Origin of the sequence: Faecalibacterium gallinarum, assembly GCF_022180365.1 — a bacterium.
Classification (GTDB): Bacteria; Bacillota; Clostridia; order Oscillospirales; family Ruminococcaceae; genus Faecalibacterium; species Faecalibacterium gallinarum.
Window position 1 is genome coordinate 1 of the sequence record NZ_BQKV01000115.1, and the last position, 14,723, is coordinate 14,723.

15 protein-coding genes are annotated in these 14,723 nt (G+C 51.0%); 14 read left to right on the plus strand and 1 reads right to left on the minus strand.

The annotated features are described in order from the left end of the window. Positions 1–192: 192 nt before the first annotated feature. On the minus strand, positions 193–480 hold the full coding sequence (locus JCM17207_RS13220) for a helix-turn-helix domain-containing protein (protein ID WP_238318091.1): 288 nt from the start codon (positions 478–480) through the stop codon (positions 193–195). A 1,051-nt stretch (positions 481–1,531) separates the two neighbouring features. Here JCM17207_RS13220 and JCM17207_RS13225 point away from each other — a divergent pair. From JCM17207_RS13225 to JCM17207_RS13290, 14 genes are all read left to right on the plus strand, one after another. Continuing rightward, positions 1,532–2,167 (plus strand): TetR/AcrR family transcriptional regulator, encoded by a 636-nt coding sequence (locus JCM17207_RS13225; RefSeq protein ID WP_238318092.1) that lies wholly within the window; start codon positions 1,532–1,534, stop codon positions 2,165–2,167. Positions 2,168–2,346: 179 nt separating this feature from the next. Continuing rightward, on the plus strand, positions 2,347–3,798 hold the full coding sequence (locus JCM17207_RS13230) for a DUF6138 family protein (protein ID WP_238318093.1): 1,452 nt from the start codon (positions 2,347–2,349) through the stop codon (positions 3,796–3,798). An 11-nt stretch (positions 3,799–3,809) separates the two neighbouring features. Beyond that, entirely contained in the window at positions 3,810–5,192 is a 1,383-nt protein-coding gene (locus JCM17207_RS13235; protein WP_238318094.1) for a DUF6138 family protein, read from the plus strand. An 18-nt stretch (positions 5,193–5,210) separates the two neighbouring features. Then, positions 5,211–6,302 (plus strand): ankyrin repeat domain-containing protein, encoded by a 1,092-nt coding sequence (locus JCM17207_RS13240; protein WP_015565824.1) that lies wholly within the window; start codon positions 5,211–5,213, stop codon positions 6,300–6,302. A gap of 13 nt (positions 6,303–6,315) precedes the next feature. Then, positions 6,316–7,071, plus strand: coding sequence for a hypothetical protein (locus JCM17207_RS13245; protein WP_238318095.1), 756 nt, complete (start codon positions 6,316–6,318; stop codon positions 7,069–7,071). Between the two features lie 24 nt (positions 7,072–7,095). Beyond that, a complete protein-coding gene (locus tag JCM17207_RS13250; protein WP_238318096.1) occupies positions 7,096–7,560 on the plus strand; it encodes a hypothetical protein in 465 nt (154 codons plus the stop codon). 19 nt (positions 7,561–7,579) lie between these two features. Next, positions 7,580–8,254, plus strand: coding sequence for a hypothetical protein (locus JCM17207_RS13255; RefSeq protein ID WP_238318097.1), 675 nt, complete (start codon positions 7,580–7,582; stop codon positions 8,252–8,254). A gap of 23 nt (positions 8,255–8,277) precedes the next feature. Beyond that, positions 8,278–10,710: a DUF6892 domain-containing protein gene (locus JCM17207_RS13260; protein WP_238318098.1), complete on the plus strand. Its 2,433-nt coding sequence runs from the start codon at positions 8,278–8,280 to the stop codon at positions 10,708–10,710. Positions 10,711–10,719: 9 nt separating this feature from the next. Continuing rightward, complete coding sequence (locus JCM17207_RS13265) at positions 10,720–11,745, plus strand: hypothetical protein (RefSeq protein WP_238318099.1); 1,026 nt, start codon at positions 10,720–10,722, stop codon at positions 11,743–11,745. Positions 11,746–11,760: 15 nt separating this feature from the next. Beyond that, on the plus strand, positions 11,761–12,384 hold the full coding sequence (locus JCM17207_RS13270) for a hypothetical protein (RefSeq protein ID WP_087291745.1): 624 nt from the start codon (positions 11,761–11,763) through the stop codon (positions 12,382–12,384). A gap of 41 nt (positions 12,385–12,425) precedes the next feature. After that, positions 12,426–13,286, plus strand: a complete 861-nt coding sequence (gene ybiA / locus JCM17207_RS13275; protein WP_238318100.1) for a riboflavin biosynthesis intermediates N-glycosidase — start codon at positions 12,426–12,428, stop codon at positions 13,284–13,286. Positions 13,287–13,292: 6 nt separating this feature from the next. Continuing rightward, positions 13,293–13,673: a hypothetical protein gene (locus JCM17207_RS13280; protein ID WP_238318101.1), complete on the plus strand. Its 381-nt coding sequence runs from the start codon at positions 13,293–13,295 to the stop codon at positions 13,671–13,673. A 46-nt stretch (positions 13,674–13,719) separates the two neighbouring features. Then, positions 13,720–14,421, plus strand: a complete 702-nt coding sequence (locus JCM17207_RS13285) for a hypothetical protein (protein WP_238318102.1) — start codon at positions 13,720–13,722, stop codon at positions 14,419–14,421. Between the two features lie 14 nt (positions 14,422–14,435). Continuing rightward, positions 14,436–14,711: a hypothetical protein gene (locus JCM17207_RS13290; protein ID WP_238318103.1), complete on the plus strand. Its 276-nt coding sequence runs from the start codon at positions 14,436–14,438 to the stop codon at positions 14,709–14,711. The last annotated feature ends 12 nt before the right edge of the window (positions 14,712–14,723 follow it).

Below are 14,723 nucleotides of genomic sequence, written 5' to 3' on the forward strand. Positions count from 1 at the left end.
GGGCCGCGAGTTACGGAAGTATCATTGTCTGGAAGTACCAGGAGGCTGCTTATTCAATTTTCAAGGTCCGCCAGCTTCGGGCTTGTCCTCCCTTTGGGGGGAGTCCCTTGCTGTGACTATATGATACATTAGAAATTTCCGCTGCGGGAGTGACTGGTAGTACACCTTTTGGTGTACTCTTAGTACACCTTCTTACAACATACGCTTTGCCTGCTCAGCCATAGCTACCGCTTCCGCAATTTTCGCTTTGGCAATATCTATCTGAGATCTTTTTCCAAGAATGAGAAAATCCAATGATTCATCGTATGTAAGGGCAATCTGAGCAATCAGATCGAGTGAACAGGCACGACGCCCACGCTCAATAGACTTTAAATGATCCAAACTAATATTCAGCTGCTCTGCGAATTGTGTTTGAGTATAATGTAAATCTTCTCTTAGCGTACGAATTCTAATGCCACATTCGACAACATCAAAGCGCATAAGGATATCCTCCAGATTTTGAAGCGTGTTTTGACGGTCAAAATCCGAAGGTTAGGGGTACTTGGCGATATACGTCTCCCAGCACTGGCGCATACGTCACTCCTGTGTGGCGAGACGGAAGCACCTCCCTGTGCTGTCTGGTAAGATAGGAGAAAATAAAAAAGGCCGACAGACAGCCGCAATTCCGCTGGGGAATTGCTTCCGTCTGCCGGCTCGTCCGGCCTATAGCCGGTTCAGTCCTATCGAACAAACTTTTGACTCCTGATTTGTGTTCTTAAGGGCTTAAACCCAGTTCAACACCTCTACAGTATGTCTCAATACAATATTCACTTGTTGGGTTATGTAATACTTTAATACAATGTTATTTATGCGAGATTAACCGCCAGATCCTCAAAAAATTTGGATGCACGGGTCACAATCACTTTATTATGTTCCATTTCAATTACCCAATGACGTTTGCATTTGGGGCATTGATGATAGCCAATGACTATAATTTTCCCACACATAAGCCGGGTTCCACACTTGGGACAGTTGGACACGCTCAAGTTGATTCGCTGGTCTGAAGTCATTAAAATGCCCCCTTTTCTTTGTGAATTTGATTTTGAGTTTACAGTAGATAGTGCTGATAGCAGGTTAAATTAAGGCTCATTATAGCGGAATATATTTTTTTGTTCAAGGTTTATTCTGTCGAAGTCCGTCGAGACAAAAAATTTTCTTTTTCCATGAAACCTAACCGTGTGTTTGATAATTGCCTACAAGCTCTACTGAACGGAACTCCTCAATTTGTTATACATTGAAGTTCCTTTCATCCACCCAAGTGCTGGAAAAACTGCCTATATCTCATAGAATCAAACCCAGAGATACCCTTAACATACGCTTTTTCAGCATGAAGATTGTTAGACTAAAGCGCGTTTGATTCTCCCAAGGTCATCCTTGGCTGATTTCAGCAGCAACTTATTTTTTGAATTAACTTGCTTTTCCATCCAGCTTAGATATAATATCAATAAAGACTATTTTTAAATTTTGAGATTTATTAGAGTGGTGACGACTTATGGCACGAAAATCCTATTCAGAACAGGAACGGGAACAAGTAAAAGAGGCTTTGATGGCCACTGTACTCCAGTGTATTGTGGACCGGGGTCTAATCCACAGCAGCATTGAGACTTTGTGCCAAAAAGTGGGCATCTCCAAAACCTTTTTCTACAGCCTCTTTGCCTCCAAAGAAGAACTGGTCTGTCAAGCCCTGCGATACCAACAGCCCCGGCTGCTGAATTATGCGCGGCAGCTGATGAAAGATCCCTCCCTCAGTTGGCGGGCAGGAGTGGAGACATTCCTGAAAAACTGCTGCTATGGAGCCAAAAACGGGGTTGCCGTTTTGTCCATTGAGGAAGAACAACAAGTGTACCACTGCCTTTCTGAGGCGAATTTCCAGGCATTCCGGCGGGATCAGATTGTTTTTTATGTCAAGCTGCTCTCTATCTTTGGTCTGCCGGTGGACAGCATAGACCCTCGCCTATTTGGCAATCTGGCTCTGGCTATGATGATGGTTCACAAGGCCATCCCTGACACCATGCCCTTCCTTTTCCCGGAAGTGGCGGAAGATATGGTGGACTTTCAGGTAAAGGCCCTGGTGGATGAGATGCAGCGTATCAAAGAAAATACGCCCCGGGTGGAACAAGATGATTAGAGTTCAATCTCCATGTCCAAGCGGACATAAAACAACAGAATCTCCTCAGGCACACAAGGAACACTGTCCTCGGACAAACGTCCTTGGTTTTGTGCGGCCTTTTCGCGCCCTGTGTCAGTCTGCCCCAGTGACAGGCTGATGCGGGGCATTTTTTATTGTTCAAAAAGAGGTGGCCTGATATGAGTTTGCCAAAGCGCAACAGTGCGGATGGGCGCTGTTACTGGATGAAGCCCGAGGTACAGGAGGAGCTGCAGCCGCTCTTTGACCAGTGCATCCAGGACGCCATTGACGGCAGGATCACACGTCTCGATTCTCTCTGGCCGCCGGTGGTGGTCAGCAGCGAAGGCGCGCCCTTTGATGTGCACGATCTGGTGAGGAAATGGACCGAAACACAGCGGGCTGAGACCCTGGATGCGGAAAAGGCCATTGCCTTCAGCGAAAACCTGCGCCGCCAAAGCCGGTGGGGTGAAATTGACTACTATTTACGTGGTCTGTTGGAACAGGAGCTGCAAGAGAAGTATTTTGTTGTGACAGGCCGTGAAGATGACCACCGCTGGGATCGGGAGTATTCCCTGAAACCAGGCATCCGTGCAGAGCAGGTCCCAGAACCGCTGCTGCGCTTTGCCTGCTATGTGGCAGTGAGCTATAAGGTATATGGTATGGACTTTGAGTATCTGGACACCAATTATCTCTTGGGCTTGGTGGAGAAAGTCCGTCCTGATATGGTGAAAAAGCTCCGGGAAAATGGAACCGGCAAGTTGCCGATCTCTCTGCAAAAGCGGAAAACAGAGCACTTCACCGCATCGGCCAACGATGCCTTTGCCGTTATCCGAATCACTGCCAGGGACAACACGGAGGAATGCTGCCGTGAAGTGCTGAACTACCTGTGCGAGCTTCTGGAACAGGAGGATTTTCCCCGCAGCTATGCAGTGGAGTTCAAAGGACCGGAAAAGAGGTATCTTCCCATCACAGGTCTGCCCAAAAAGGGAGTAAACCAGCTCTTTGCCTGTGCCGTGCAGTACCCCGGCCTCCACCCCCTGATGGAACGGTACGCCCGGCTTGCTATGCGGCAATATGAGCAGTACACCAATCTCAGCGATGAGCAGTGCGCGCTCCCCGGAAGTTTTGCCGTGTTCGCCCTGGGAATGCTGGGGCAAGAGTGGCGGCAGCTGGTATGGGATTATCTTGATTTCTGTGATGATGAGCACTCTCACTTACAGGAAAAATTCCTCCGGGAGTATGCAAAACAGTTCGGCTTTACCGCCGCTACCGTCCCTGTATTTGTCCGTGGGATGCTGTCCATGCAGAACATGAAGTATTCCAAGGACTATGCCGCGTGGATGGCAAATGCAGAAAGCCTGGACGCTCTACTGGAGGCAAAAATCCATCTGTCCGAGATCGTTCCCAGCGGTTTTTCCTCCGACGAGGATGACGAGGACGAGGAACCCACCGAGGAAACAGAAGCCAGCCCGGAGGAAGTGCTACAATACGCTTGGGAAACGGTCTGCTATGTGATCTGGGGCAAAGCCAGCGCCAAGGGTGGTCAGAAGGTGGTGGAAGCCGCTCCGGAGGAGCTGAAGGAGCGCTACCGGCAGATTTTTATTCCGGTAACGGAGAACACGGAAGGATGAGGTGACTGGCAGTGAGTTTACCAAAACGTGACGGCGTGCATGGCCGTTATTATCTGATCCATAAACCGGACACGGACCCCGAAGTGCTGAAACACGCCGATCAGTGCATTCAGGATGTGTTGGATGGAACCGCAAAGGAAAACCACTCCGGCTATCCGGCCGTGGTTCGGAACCAGAGCGGAACCCCCTTTCTCCCCAGCCAGCTGCTGGAGCGGTATCTGTCCAAGCTGCCTTTGAGGGGATTCCCCTATGAGGACGCGGTCGCCTTTTGCGATGCCCTGCGGCGTCTGGTGGGCTGGAAAGAGATTGATCACACACTGGGACAATACATCGAACACCAGGTGCGGGACCGGTACTTTGTGGTCGGAGAGCGGGAGGATGGTTTTACGGTTTTCCCTCCTTGCACCATGCGGCCCGAACTGCACCCGGAGGATGTGGATGATGGGCTGCTGCGCTTTGCCTGCTATGTGGCGGTCTGCTATACCGTGTATGGGCTGAGTTTTGAGTACCTCACCACCGAGCATATCCTCAGCCTGGTTTCCCAGCTCCGCCCGGATATGGTGAAGGAGCTGAAAACGGGCGGCAGCGGCAAACTGCCGCCCAACATCCAAAAGCGGAAAACAAAGCACCTGACTGCATCGGCTAACGACGCCTTTGCCACCATCCGCATCACCGCCAGGGACTCCACCGAGGAGTGCTATGGGGAAATTCTGGACTACCTGTGCGCGGTGCTGGAGCAGCCGGAGTTCCCCCGCAGCTACTCCATCGAGTTCCGCGGGCCGGAGAAGCTCTACTTGCCCATCCCCGGTCTGCCCAAAAAGGGCGTCCACCAGCTCTTTGCCTGCGCCGTGCAGCACCCCAATCTGCATCCAGTTATGGAGCGATACGCTCGCCTGGCTATGCGGGAGTTTGAGTGGTACCAAAACCTCGCGGATGAAGCCTGTGCGATGCCCGGCACCTTTGCCGTGTTTGCTCTGGGGCTGGAGGGAGAACCGTGGGCACCGCTGGTGACGGAGTATCTGGATCTCTGCGATGACGAGCACTCCTCCCTGCAAGGGAAATTCCTTCATGCCTTGATCCGAAAGTTTGGGTTCCAACCATGGACGCTGGGGGTATTGGTGCGGGGCGCATTATCTATGCAGTGGCTGGAGCCTGCCAGAGAATTCCGCAGCCTGATAGCCAATGGGGAAAGCCTGGATGCACTGCTGGCAGTCAAGCGCCGCTTTTCCGCTTATCTCCTGCCGGAAGAAAACGAAGACCCGAAATTCCGGGCCATCGCTTGGCAGAGCCTGCTCTGGGCCATCTGGGGGCAAGCCTCTGAAAACGGCGGCAGCAAGGTCATTAAGACGGCTCCGAAGGAACTGAGAGAAAGGTATCAGGAAATTTTTCAATAGACTATAAGGAGGACTCGGATGAGTGAAGTAAGCTATTCAAATGTACCTCCCATGATGGCTGCCATCAAAAGTGGTGACATAGAGGCGATTCGTTCCCTGCTTCACGCAGGGCATTCTCCCAATGAGCCACAATGCTATCATGTAATGATTGGAGATTGGCCGCGGGATGACGAAGCCTCTCCGCTGGAATTGGCTGTACTGGAAAATCGGATGGACATGGTACAGCTCCTGATCGAATGCGGAGCAGATTTGACCCATAACCCGGAAGAATTGCTTTGTGGTTCCCTGCGCAGTCAAGACCTGACCCTGTTTTCCTTTTTGGTAGATGTGGGAGTCAGAATCCCCGCAACGCAAAGGGATATATGCAGGCTGTTTCTCCACTTGGTGGATCGGGATGAGCCTAATGTACTCCCCATTTTGAAAAGGATGGGCATGGATTTGAAACAATACGGCGGTGAAGCCCTGCGCAGTATGGCGAGCCATGGAAATCAGCTACTGGTGGAGTATCTGATTCAAAACGGGGCGGACATCAACTATCACAAGCCAGATATGGTGTTTCCCTACGCTTCGACTCCTGTCACTGAAGCTGCACGGCACAACGATTTTTCTATGGTGCGCTGGCTTGTGGAACAGGGTGCAGACATCACCATCCCGGATAAATACGGTGACCGGCCCTACACCGTGGCAGTACAGAACAAAAATCAGGAAATGGCCGCCTACTTAAAAGCTCTGGAGCCGGAGGAATGGCATAACGAACAGGAAAAGGCGCGTCAACTCACGCCTTACAAGCTGCCTGCCAAGCTGGTGGAATACTTAAAGACCGGCCCCTTGCGTCTGGAATTTCCAGAGCGGGAACTGGTGAAATGGGCGGAACTGTACCCCTACATGGATGTACAGGAGATGACCTGGAAACGAAAAAAGCTGCTCTCCCTTATGGCGAAAATGGACAATTACAGCGACTATTTGCTGCTGTGGAGTCCCAGAGATAAGAAACTCTGGTATCTGGACATTGAGCATAAGGAGTTTCATCCGTTAGCCAAATGGGAGGAATTTATTGCTGATCCCGGAAAATATCTTAATGGAATGATTGAGGGCGAGTTTGAGGAATAAGGAGAGAAGCAAAATGGAACAGGCATACTGCACCGCAGTTTTCTGGCGCGGCGGAGAAAAGATTGATCTAAATGGACTGAAACCAGATGCAGTACAGTGTCTGTCTGTGACGGGAGAGCGGAAGGTGAATCTGTCCTTCCTACGAGATTACCCCAATCTGGAGGAACTGACCCTAATGGAAAAATGTGAGAGTGTAGAAGTTCTCTCCGAGCTAAAGCAGCTTCATACACTGTCCCTATGGCTGTCGGCCCCTGTTTCCTGGGACACTGTTTCTCTCCCCGGCCTGCGTATCCTCCACCTGCGTGGGGAAAAGAATGGCGACATCACCCCGCTTCTCTCCAGCATTACCTATCTCCATTTGGAGGAAATGCGGAAAACGGAAGATCTCTCCCCTTTTCTGACACCAGCAACACAACTTCAAAAACTCTATCTTCAGTCACTGCCAGCTGTGCAGAAACTACCGGCTCTGGATGGGCTTTCTTCCCTTTATGCCCTGAAACTCTATGAGCTGCATAAACTCAGCGATTTGTCCGCCCTCTCTCACAGCCATTTGCGCTACTTTGCCGCCTCTCTGATTGCGGATCAGCTCTCCGCCCAGGCGCTGGCAGATGCTGTGATGGCGATTCCCAATCTGGAGGCAGCCGCGCTCCAGCTGGCGGATCGCTCCGAGCGGCGCTATAGCGGCGTCCAAAAAACCTTTGCCGCCGCTGGCAAGTCCCCACTGCTGCGGGAGGAACTCAGTGTTTTAACTACATGGCTGTCGCTGTAACCTGGGGATTGGGGGAAGAATGATATGGAACAGTTTTTTGAACATTCCGATTTGGGATTGGGAGCAATGACCTTTCAGAAAGGACCAGGGACCGTCCACTGCTGGACTGGAAGAATCGCAGACACAGAGATCCTGTTTTCCATTATTTTGAACACATCTGAACTCCGGTCGGCAAACCTGGATTTTATCCGTTCTGTGCTTCAAAACTGGCGGGAGTATCTTTCAAAAGCGGAGCATGAGATTCAGGCGCAGATTGGTAAAAGCCCTGAGAAGTTTGGATTGCAGCGCGCTCCATTCCCTGAAACGGAGATTCCCGCCGAGCAGCCGCAATTTCTGTTTTATGATGAGACAGAATGGGGCCTGCACTTTGAGATTTGTACCCTTCCTGTGGGGGAGCCATTTGGACTTATGGTTGAGTTTTCAGGGGATACGCCAACGGATGTATATGGCTTGTCGGAAGCGGAAGAAATAGAAGCGGACATGGAATAATATAAAGGAGCCGATCAGATTGTGTGAGAATGCGAAAATTCTTTGTCCTTACTGTTTGACGAGAGAAATTGACCCGGCACAGGCGATATGCTCTGCTTGTTATTCAAAAGAGGATAAATGGGAGCGAGGCAGTTGGGATGACCTACGCAAGCGCAAGAATGCCGATGAAATCCAGATGTTTACCATAGCCAAAAAAGTAGATGAAGCGTTCCAGATACCAGAAAATGAAGCTTATGCCTGTATAGAGAAACACGAAATGATTCAGGCTGAGGCCTTGGAACGGGAAATGGAGGCTTTTCACCGGCGGCGCATCCTTTGTATGGTGGAGATATTTTCCAAGATTGATTGCGGCGTCCTCTTTTCTGGCTATGTAGAACTGGATACCTATTTCAAGAATGTGTGGGATTATGCCCATCAGCGCATTGCCGCAGAACAGCTCAGAGAGGTTCAGGAGTATCTGCGGTCACAGATTCCATGGAAATCCCTATCCAGTCAGCGGATGGATCTGGGGGCAGAACTTCTCAACTTTTGGTGCGGAGAAGATGAGTTGGATTGGGGCTATTCTCAATATTTTGAGATTGCAGCAGGTAATCTCAAGCCGTTTCTTGCAATGACCTTATTCACAGAGATTCTGTGTAAGCATTTTCCAGATGTAATGTCTGCGCCAGTCAAGCGGCTGAGCAGCAAACTTTGAGGCACTAAAAAGGGGGTACTTTCATGCCAGACTGGGCACAAATCATATCCGATGCGCTGGACATTCTAAAATTTGACGGAGCCGTACAGGACACTCTGGCGGAACTTCGAGAAAAATGGGGCGCACAGGTCCCGGCGCTGCTGGATGAACGCTTTGATGCCGTTGGCGTTCAGTATATGAAACTATCCCATGAAAAAGGAGCGGCGGCCTTGGGGCAGGAGCTGTCTGCCTTCGGCTGGGGACTGTATAACCTGGACGATGAGGACGAGTATCTCTTTGTCCTGATCCCGGAGGAAGAACGCAGCGAATGGGAACGCTACTGCAAAAAGCAGGGGCAATATTGCCACCTGATGAAACAGCAAGGACGAAAATGGGGCGACCATGCCAAGGAGCAGGACCCTGGAAAGCTAATGCCCTGCGAGGAATACATACTTCAGGATGAGTACGATTATTTCTTCAACTCCCTGGCGGGTGATTTTGCGGCGGGCGAATGGAAAAACCAGGATGCAGAAGAATGGAAAAACGGCTGTGTGGCCGATCTGCGCCAGCGTCCGCCCCAGGTGACCCGCGCCCACAGTTTGCCGCATCTTGGGTGCCTCACTTATTCCGCAGAAAATGGACTCTATGCCGCGTCCAGGGCCGCTGGCAGCGGGACTATTGGCCGAGCATTATTGAGCAAGAATCCAGCCACGCTTAACTGGGCCGAACCGTCCCCCATTGGATATGACGGTCCACCCCAGACCCTGTGCTGGGCTGACCATTCCCTCTGGGTGGGTGATCCCACCAACGCTACACGGATTGAACTGACAGACCGGGGCACCTGTCAGGATGTGAAAAACTGGACTCTGCCGGAAGATGGATGGAGCACCAAATACCATTGCGGCATTACGACAGACGGTCTGGGCCGGGTCTACTTTTCCAACGAGTGGTACAAGGGGCAGATTTACCGCTGGGAAAACGGCAAGGTAACAAAACACACCTTCTCACTGGATGGATACGACCATCTCTCCGAGGCCGTTCCCGTTCCCGGCACAGGCCGCATTACCATGATCCACGCAGTCAGTGGCAAGGGGCGGATGGAAGAATGCCTGCTGGAACTGGACATGGACACCGGGCGGTGCCGCATCGCCTCCCTGCCCGGCATGGGCGAGGGGCTGAAACTTCGCTGGTTTACCGGGGACTGGCTGCTGGTGCAGGGAAACGGTGAAATCCTCTCCGATGACTTTGCCCAGCTCATCAATAGGAACACCCGTGAGGTGCTGCGGATCCGTCCGGGCATGTTCGGCGGGGAGAACATGCAGCACATTGGGATGCTCACCGATGGCACGGTGGTCATCGTCACCCGGCGGGACAGGGTTGGGCCGGTATTTCGTTATCCCACCGACTTCTGGGGCTTTTTGCGCTCGGCAAACAAGCCCAAAAAGCTGGAATGGCGGGACTACAAAGAAGTGTACCCGAATCCGCCAATCTATCTTCCGCCCAAGACCACGGAGCGAAAAATCGTGCTCAAAAAAGACAGACTGACCATCCTGGGGTCGGTATTTACGCCGCCGTTTACCCTTTCGCAGATGGCGGAAAAGCTGGGGCCTGCCCGCATAGTCCTGCAAAATGGAACACGGAAAAGCCCCATGACTGGCCGGGAGAGTCCCTATACCCAGGCCCTTGCTTTGTGGGACGAGCTTGGACTCCAGTGCTGGCTGGATGAAGATGAGCAGACCATCAAAACCCTTGGCGTCCGGGTAGCTGAGCAGGGAGAGTATGCGGTTCGGCTGACATTTGACGGAACGGTTTGGATCGGGTCCAAGGACTACCGGGAGGCCAGTTGGAAGGATTTCGCCGGATTTGCCCATACCCTCAAATTAGGCGGCTTTACCGTTTATACCCGCTTGCCGGGTCCTGTTTCAGAGGAGCAGTCAGCGCAGAAAGCAAAGCTGGAGGCCCTCTCCGCCATGGTGCAGATCAGCTGGAAAGAGCCAGAGCAAAAGGCGGCGAAAGCGCAGAAATACAAGTTATCCAAGCCGACTGAACCAGTGCTCACCTTTACCAGTTTCAACTTCAAGCTGGCGGTCATGGAAGTCCTGATGTATGAGAAAGGCTTACTGGCTCCTAAACTGGATGCCCATGAGTTTGCCAGAGATTATCGCCGCCGCAAGATCGACATCGATGCGGAAGGGTATGAACCCATCCCGGAGATTCGGAAGTGGCTGGAACAATACCCGGTTCCGGCGCGGCTGGCCCGGTCGGTCACAGAAATCGAGATGGATGGCGGCAGCGAGATCTATACCCAGCTCTGTCCGTTCTGGGATGGCGAGGATGGAGCCTTTGATCTTAATACCATTACGGAGGCGGAACTGCGCCAGTTCCCCAATCTCAAACATATTACCCTCATGTCCTCCAAGCCGGAACAGGTGCTGCCGATTCTGGAACGGTGCAGTATCAAGGCAGACTTGCTGTGAGGTGAAAGTATGAAAGCGAAACTAAAAGTGCTAAAGAACTGGGAGTTCGAGGAATTTGAACTGACGGGAACTTCCTTCAAATACAGCCCGACTGGATGCAAGGGTATGGTAGCCCGCAACGAGGATGAAATTGTGTTTTGGACCTATCATCTCTTGCAAAAGTGCAGCGGCGTTTTGTGGGTCAAAGGCGAAATTTCCAGGTGGATTCCCAGCCCGGAGCCGAAAGAGCAGCAAGATGTTTGGGAAGTTCCTGTCTTACTCTCATGCGACAGAGGAATCCTGTTGGTTTGCCCGGCCAGTAAATCCCTTTGGTGGATGCCGCAGATGGATGGAGAGTGGATTCCGATCCCCATGAATAACTGGTGTGCCCAGGGCATCCCCATGCCGGTGGCAGTCACCGGAAGCCAGGGCGTTTTCCCTATTGTGTGTCGAGTGGACAACTCCGCTGATGCGACCAACAGTTTTACCCGCCTGACGGTAGACTTTGAAACCATGACCGCACACTGGGCAGAAAGTGGCTCTTGCGTATACAGCAAAGCAGGAACCCGACAGACCCATTTGGCGGCGGTAGAGCGAGCTGGCGGCAATTTTGCCCAGTCAGACTTTCACTACAACTATCCTATGATTGGCTCCATACTGGAACAGAACGGACAGTTTTATGCCTTTTTGGAAAGCAGCACCATCAATCCGGCGGGTCTTTCTCTCATGGGCTACTATTGGTATCTGGAACTGGAGGAAAACGGACTATTCAAAAAGAAACTGTGGGGCAAGGATAATTTAAGCCGCCTGCCCGGAAAACACGGGATGCGTGGAAAATTCTCCGGTGACAGGACTTGCCTGATCCTATCTCCCATTTTTAAGAACGATGACTGGAAGGGTAAACAAAAGCTGCTGCGCCTTTCGGATTTGGTGCTGATCGACCTTGCCATGCCCCGTGGATACGCTTCCTTCCATGTGCTGGATGTATGGGGGAACCGGGCATTTCTCAGTGATGAGAAAGACAAGCTGGTTCTTTGTGAAATGACCTTGGAGTAGTTATGAGGGCTGAGTATGCTTTTCAAGAAAAAGATTGTATTTACAGAAGGAATGAATGAAACCCTTTGTTCTTTCGATGAAATACCCTGGTTTTCCTGTTGTGGAGTTTCGTATGATAAACCATCGTATTACCCATATCTTCAGGAAAAGGACCCAAAACGAGCAGAAAAACTACTGCTGCATACAAAGAACTACTCAGGAACCGTCTGCCTTACAAATTTGTTCAAAGAAGGCATTTGTCGTGCAGATACCTTTATTCTGCAAACGGCTGGGTGGAAGTTTTACCAGAATGAATTTATGCCATGTGTGGAGGCCAGTTGGCGCACTTATGAAAAAAGAGCATCGAAGGCAAATGGCCTCGATCTGAACTCGGCGGAAAAAAGATTCCTGCGTGATTGTGGCTTTCCTGACAGCATAGATCTTCAGTTGTGCCGAATGGTGCAATATTTACTGGTTGAACAATACTTCCTTGAAAGGTTTCCTCAGTTCCCTCTATTTTTCAGCCGGATCATTGATATTTACAAGGATGGGCATATCGTGCTCGGCTGGAATGGAAGATTTGCATCGCATGAGACGAATCTGGAAAATGAAAACGGAACCCCAATCTTACCAACAGACGGAAGTTTGATTATATGGTAAGAAAAGAAGAATTTAATTGCTGTGAGACGAGGGAAAATGATATGGCATTACAGGAAAAGAAAATAATGCCTCCCCCTTGGCTGGCTCACCGGGAGATCGAGCGATACTCTATTGGCTGGCGCATGGGCTATGGGGAGGAAACCATATCCCGCTTTGGCCATTGGCTGGACACCCTCTCCCCGGATGAGCGGACGGAATACCGCACCCTCTTTCCCGAGCCGGTAACCTGGAAGGGCTGGTGGGATGACGAAGATAGCAGCGAAGTGCTGGAACAGGGGGACTTCTGGGTGAATGCGTGGCAGCTGGAAGGAAGCCCTAAGTACACTCGCCAGTGGCTCCAGCAGGAGTTTGCTGCTGGGAGAAAGCGGGAATTTTGCTTATTCTGGGGCCATCAGCCTGCCGAGGACGGCCAGCTGACAAAAAGCTGCCTCAGCCAGTGGTGGATGGAGGATTTCTGGTCCGTTGCCAATACCTATCTTTGCATGGAGCAGTATATGATGGCGGGCAAGGCGGAACTCTTTGGTGATAGTGAAATCCGGGAGCAGATATTGAAGTGTAGCGACCCGAAACAGATCAAGGCCCTGGGCCGCAAGGTGCGGGGGTTTGACCAGAAGGTATGGGACAAGTTCAAATACGCCATTGTATTGAATGGCAACTGGTGCAAATTCAGCCAGAACCGCGACCTGCGTGAATTTCTTCTCTCCACCGGAGATAGTGTGCTGGTGGAGGCCAGTCCATACGATAACATCTGGGGCATTCGTCTCGCAGTCGGCTCCCCGGAGGCCCGGGACCCCATAAAGTGGCGGGGACAAAACCTGCTGGGCTTTGCGCTGATGGAGGTACGGGACGAGCTGCGCCGGGTCACGCAGAATGAAATGTTGTGCGACTGGAACGCAGTCTGAGGTAAAATGATGGAATTATTTGCAAAAAGAATGACTTGGGAGCTGGACAATGAGGAAGGGCTGTCCTGCCTGTTCTTTGAATGGGAGGATGGTTACTTTACACTCTCCCGCAAGACCGGCGCGGAAGCACTCCGCTTGGAAATGAATGATCCAGCCAATGGTCAGTTGATTGACCCGGACTGTTTTGAATATGCCCTTGATAATACCAGGTTTCGTCTAAATATCGTGCGGAACAACCGAAAGGTTCTGCGGTATCTGGAAGAACACCACATCAACACGGAGTTGTATGGAGAAATCGTCCTTCACTACACTCCTCTCAGCAAGCCACAGCTTGAAACATTATCTGCCGTGGTTCTTAGACTATTTTTTGGGGAACTGCTTTTTTAGGCGGAAACAGAAGTGTCGTTGGCAGAAATCATGCGAGGGGATAACTATGGTTAAAATTTATCGTATTTGGTTCAATACGGAGAGAATGGACAGAGAGGATCACTACAAGATTACATTATTCAGTCGCCCTCGTGTATCTATTCATGTGGACGAGTACATTTGGAGTTTCATCGAAGAAAACATTGTGAAGCCACACAAGCTTATGCGCAGTGAGAAGCATGGGTATCTGTTGAACATTTCGTTTGACCAGTTTGACCCGGCAAAACACCGATATTTTCCGCTTTCCCCATACAACGGCTTGCTTCGGGAAGGGGTTGAGATGGACAGCGCAAACAGAAGCTATTTCCGCGAGGATTTTGCAGGCGGCAAGGATCGGACTACCTGGTTCTCTCCCAATAAAATATGGACAAACTGCGGCGACAAGGTTCTGAATGTGGACATCAAAGCTGCCAACGTGAGCGAGAATATTACCCCCAGAGAATACACAGATTTGCTTTTCGATGGAATTGGAGCGGCCTTGGTGTTCAATTTCAAAAGGCTCAAGCGCGAGGAGTTTGATGGGCTGAAGCCCAAGATTGACTGGAGCATCGTAGAAAGCTTCCCCTTTCCCGCACCCTTTGAGGAACAGCGGTACATTGGGGATGGTGGCAAAATTCATGTATATTCCTGGGATGGCCGACAGAAAAAGACTCTTGTAGGCCCCTATTCCGTGCGAGAGTTATATCAGGAGCATTTCGGAGAATCGTGAGGAGGAATTTTGCTGTGCAAAGCTGGTCCAGAATGGATTTTGGCACTGGAAAGATCATCTTTCTGGATATCACACAAAAAGAAGATATGCTGCAAGTGGAATATCCGAACGGCTTTCTGCTGGATATGGGCTGGTATCAGGACCGGTACATCATTTTTGTCATTCATAATTTTGATTGGTCGCATCCAGTCCAGCAGTATGAAACGACAGAAACAAATCAGCTTCCCGCGCTGTTGACGGAGGCGGTTCGCCTTGTGGAAAAGGAATCACAGTCTGCCGGAGCAAATTGAAAGAGGACTTGC

Coding starts and splice junctions, on each gene's coding strand:
- JCM17207_RS13260 (WP_238318098.1), top strand. CDS start 8,278: ATGCCAGACTGGGCACAAATCATATCCGATGCGCTGGACATTCTAAAA.
- JCM17207_RS13220 (WP_238318091.1), bottom strand. CDS start 480: ATGCGCTTTGATGTTGTCGAATGTGGCATTAGAATTCGTACGCTAAGA.
- JCM17207_RS13280 (WP_238318101.1), top strand. CDS start 13,293: ATGATGGAATTATTTGCAAAAAGAATGACTTGGGAGCTGGACAATGAG.
- JCM17207_RS13240 (WP_015565824.1), top strand. CDS start 5,211: ATGAGTGAAGTAAGCTATTCAAATGTACCTCCCATGATGGCTGCCATC.
- JCM17207_RS13250 (WP_238318096.1), top strand. CDS start 7,096: ATGGAACAGTTTTTTGAACATTCCGATTTGGGATTGGGAGCAATGACC.
- JCM17207_RS13245 (WP_238318095.1), top strand. CDS start 6,316: ATGGAACAGGCATACTGCACCGCAGTTTTCTGGCGCGGCGGAGAAAAG.
- ybiA (WP_238318100.1), top strand. CDS start 12,426: ATGGCATTACAGGAAAAGAAAATAATGCCTCCCCCTTGGCTGGCTCAC.
- JCM17207_RS13265 (WP_238318099.1), top strand. CDS start 10,720: ATGAAAGCGAAACTAAAAGTGCTAAAGAACTGGGAGTTCGAGGAATTT.
- JCM17207_RS13285 (WP_238318102.1), top strand. CDS start 13,720: ATGGTTAAAATTTATCGTATTTGGTTCAATACGGAGAGAATGGACAGA.
- JCM17207_RS13270 (WP_087291745.1), top strand. CDS start 11,761: ATGCTTTTCAAGAAAAAGATTGTATTTACAGAAGGAATGAATGAAACC.
- JCM17207_RS13225 (WP_238318092.1), top strand. CDS start 1,532: ATGGCACGAAAATCCTATTCAGAACAGGAACGGGAACAAGTAAAAGAG.
- JCM17207_RS13230 (WP_238318093.1), top strand. CDS start 2,347: ATGAGTTTGCCAAAGCGCAACAGTGCGGATGGGCGCTGTTACTGGATG.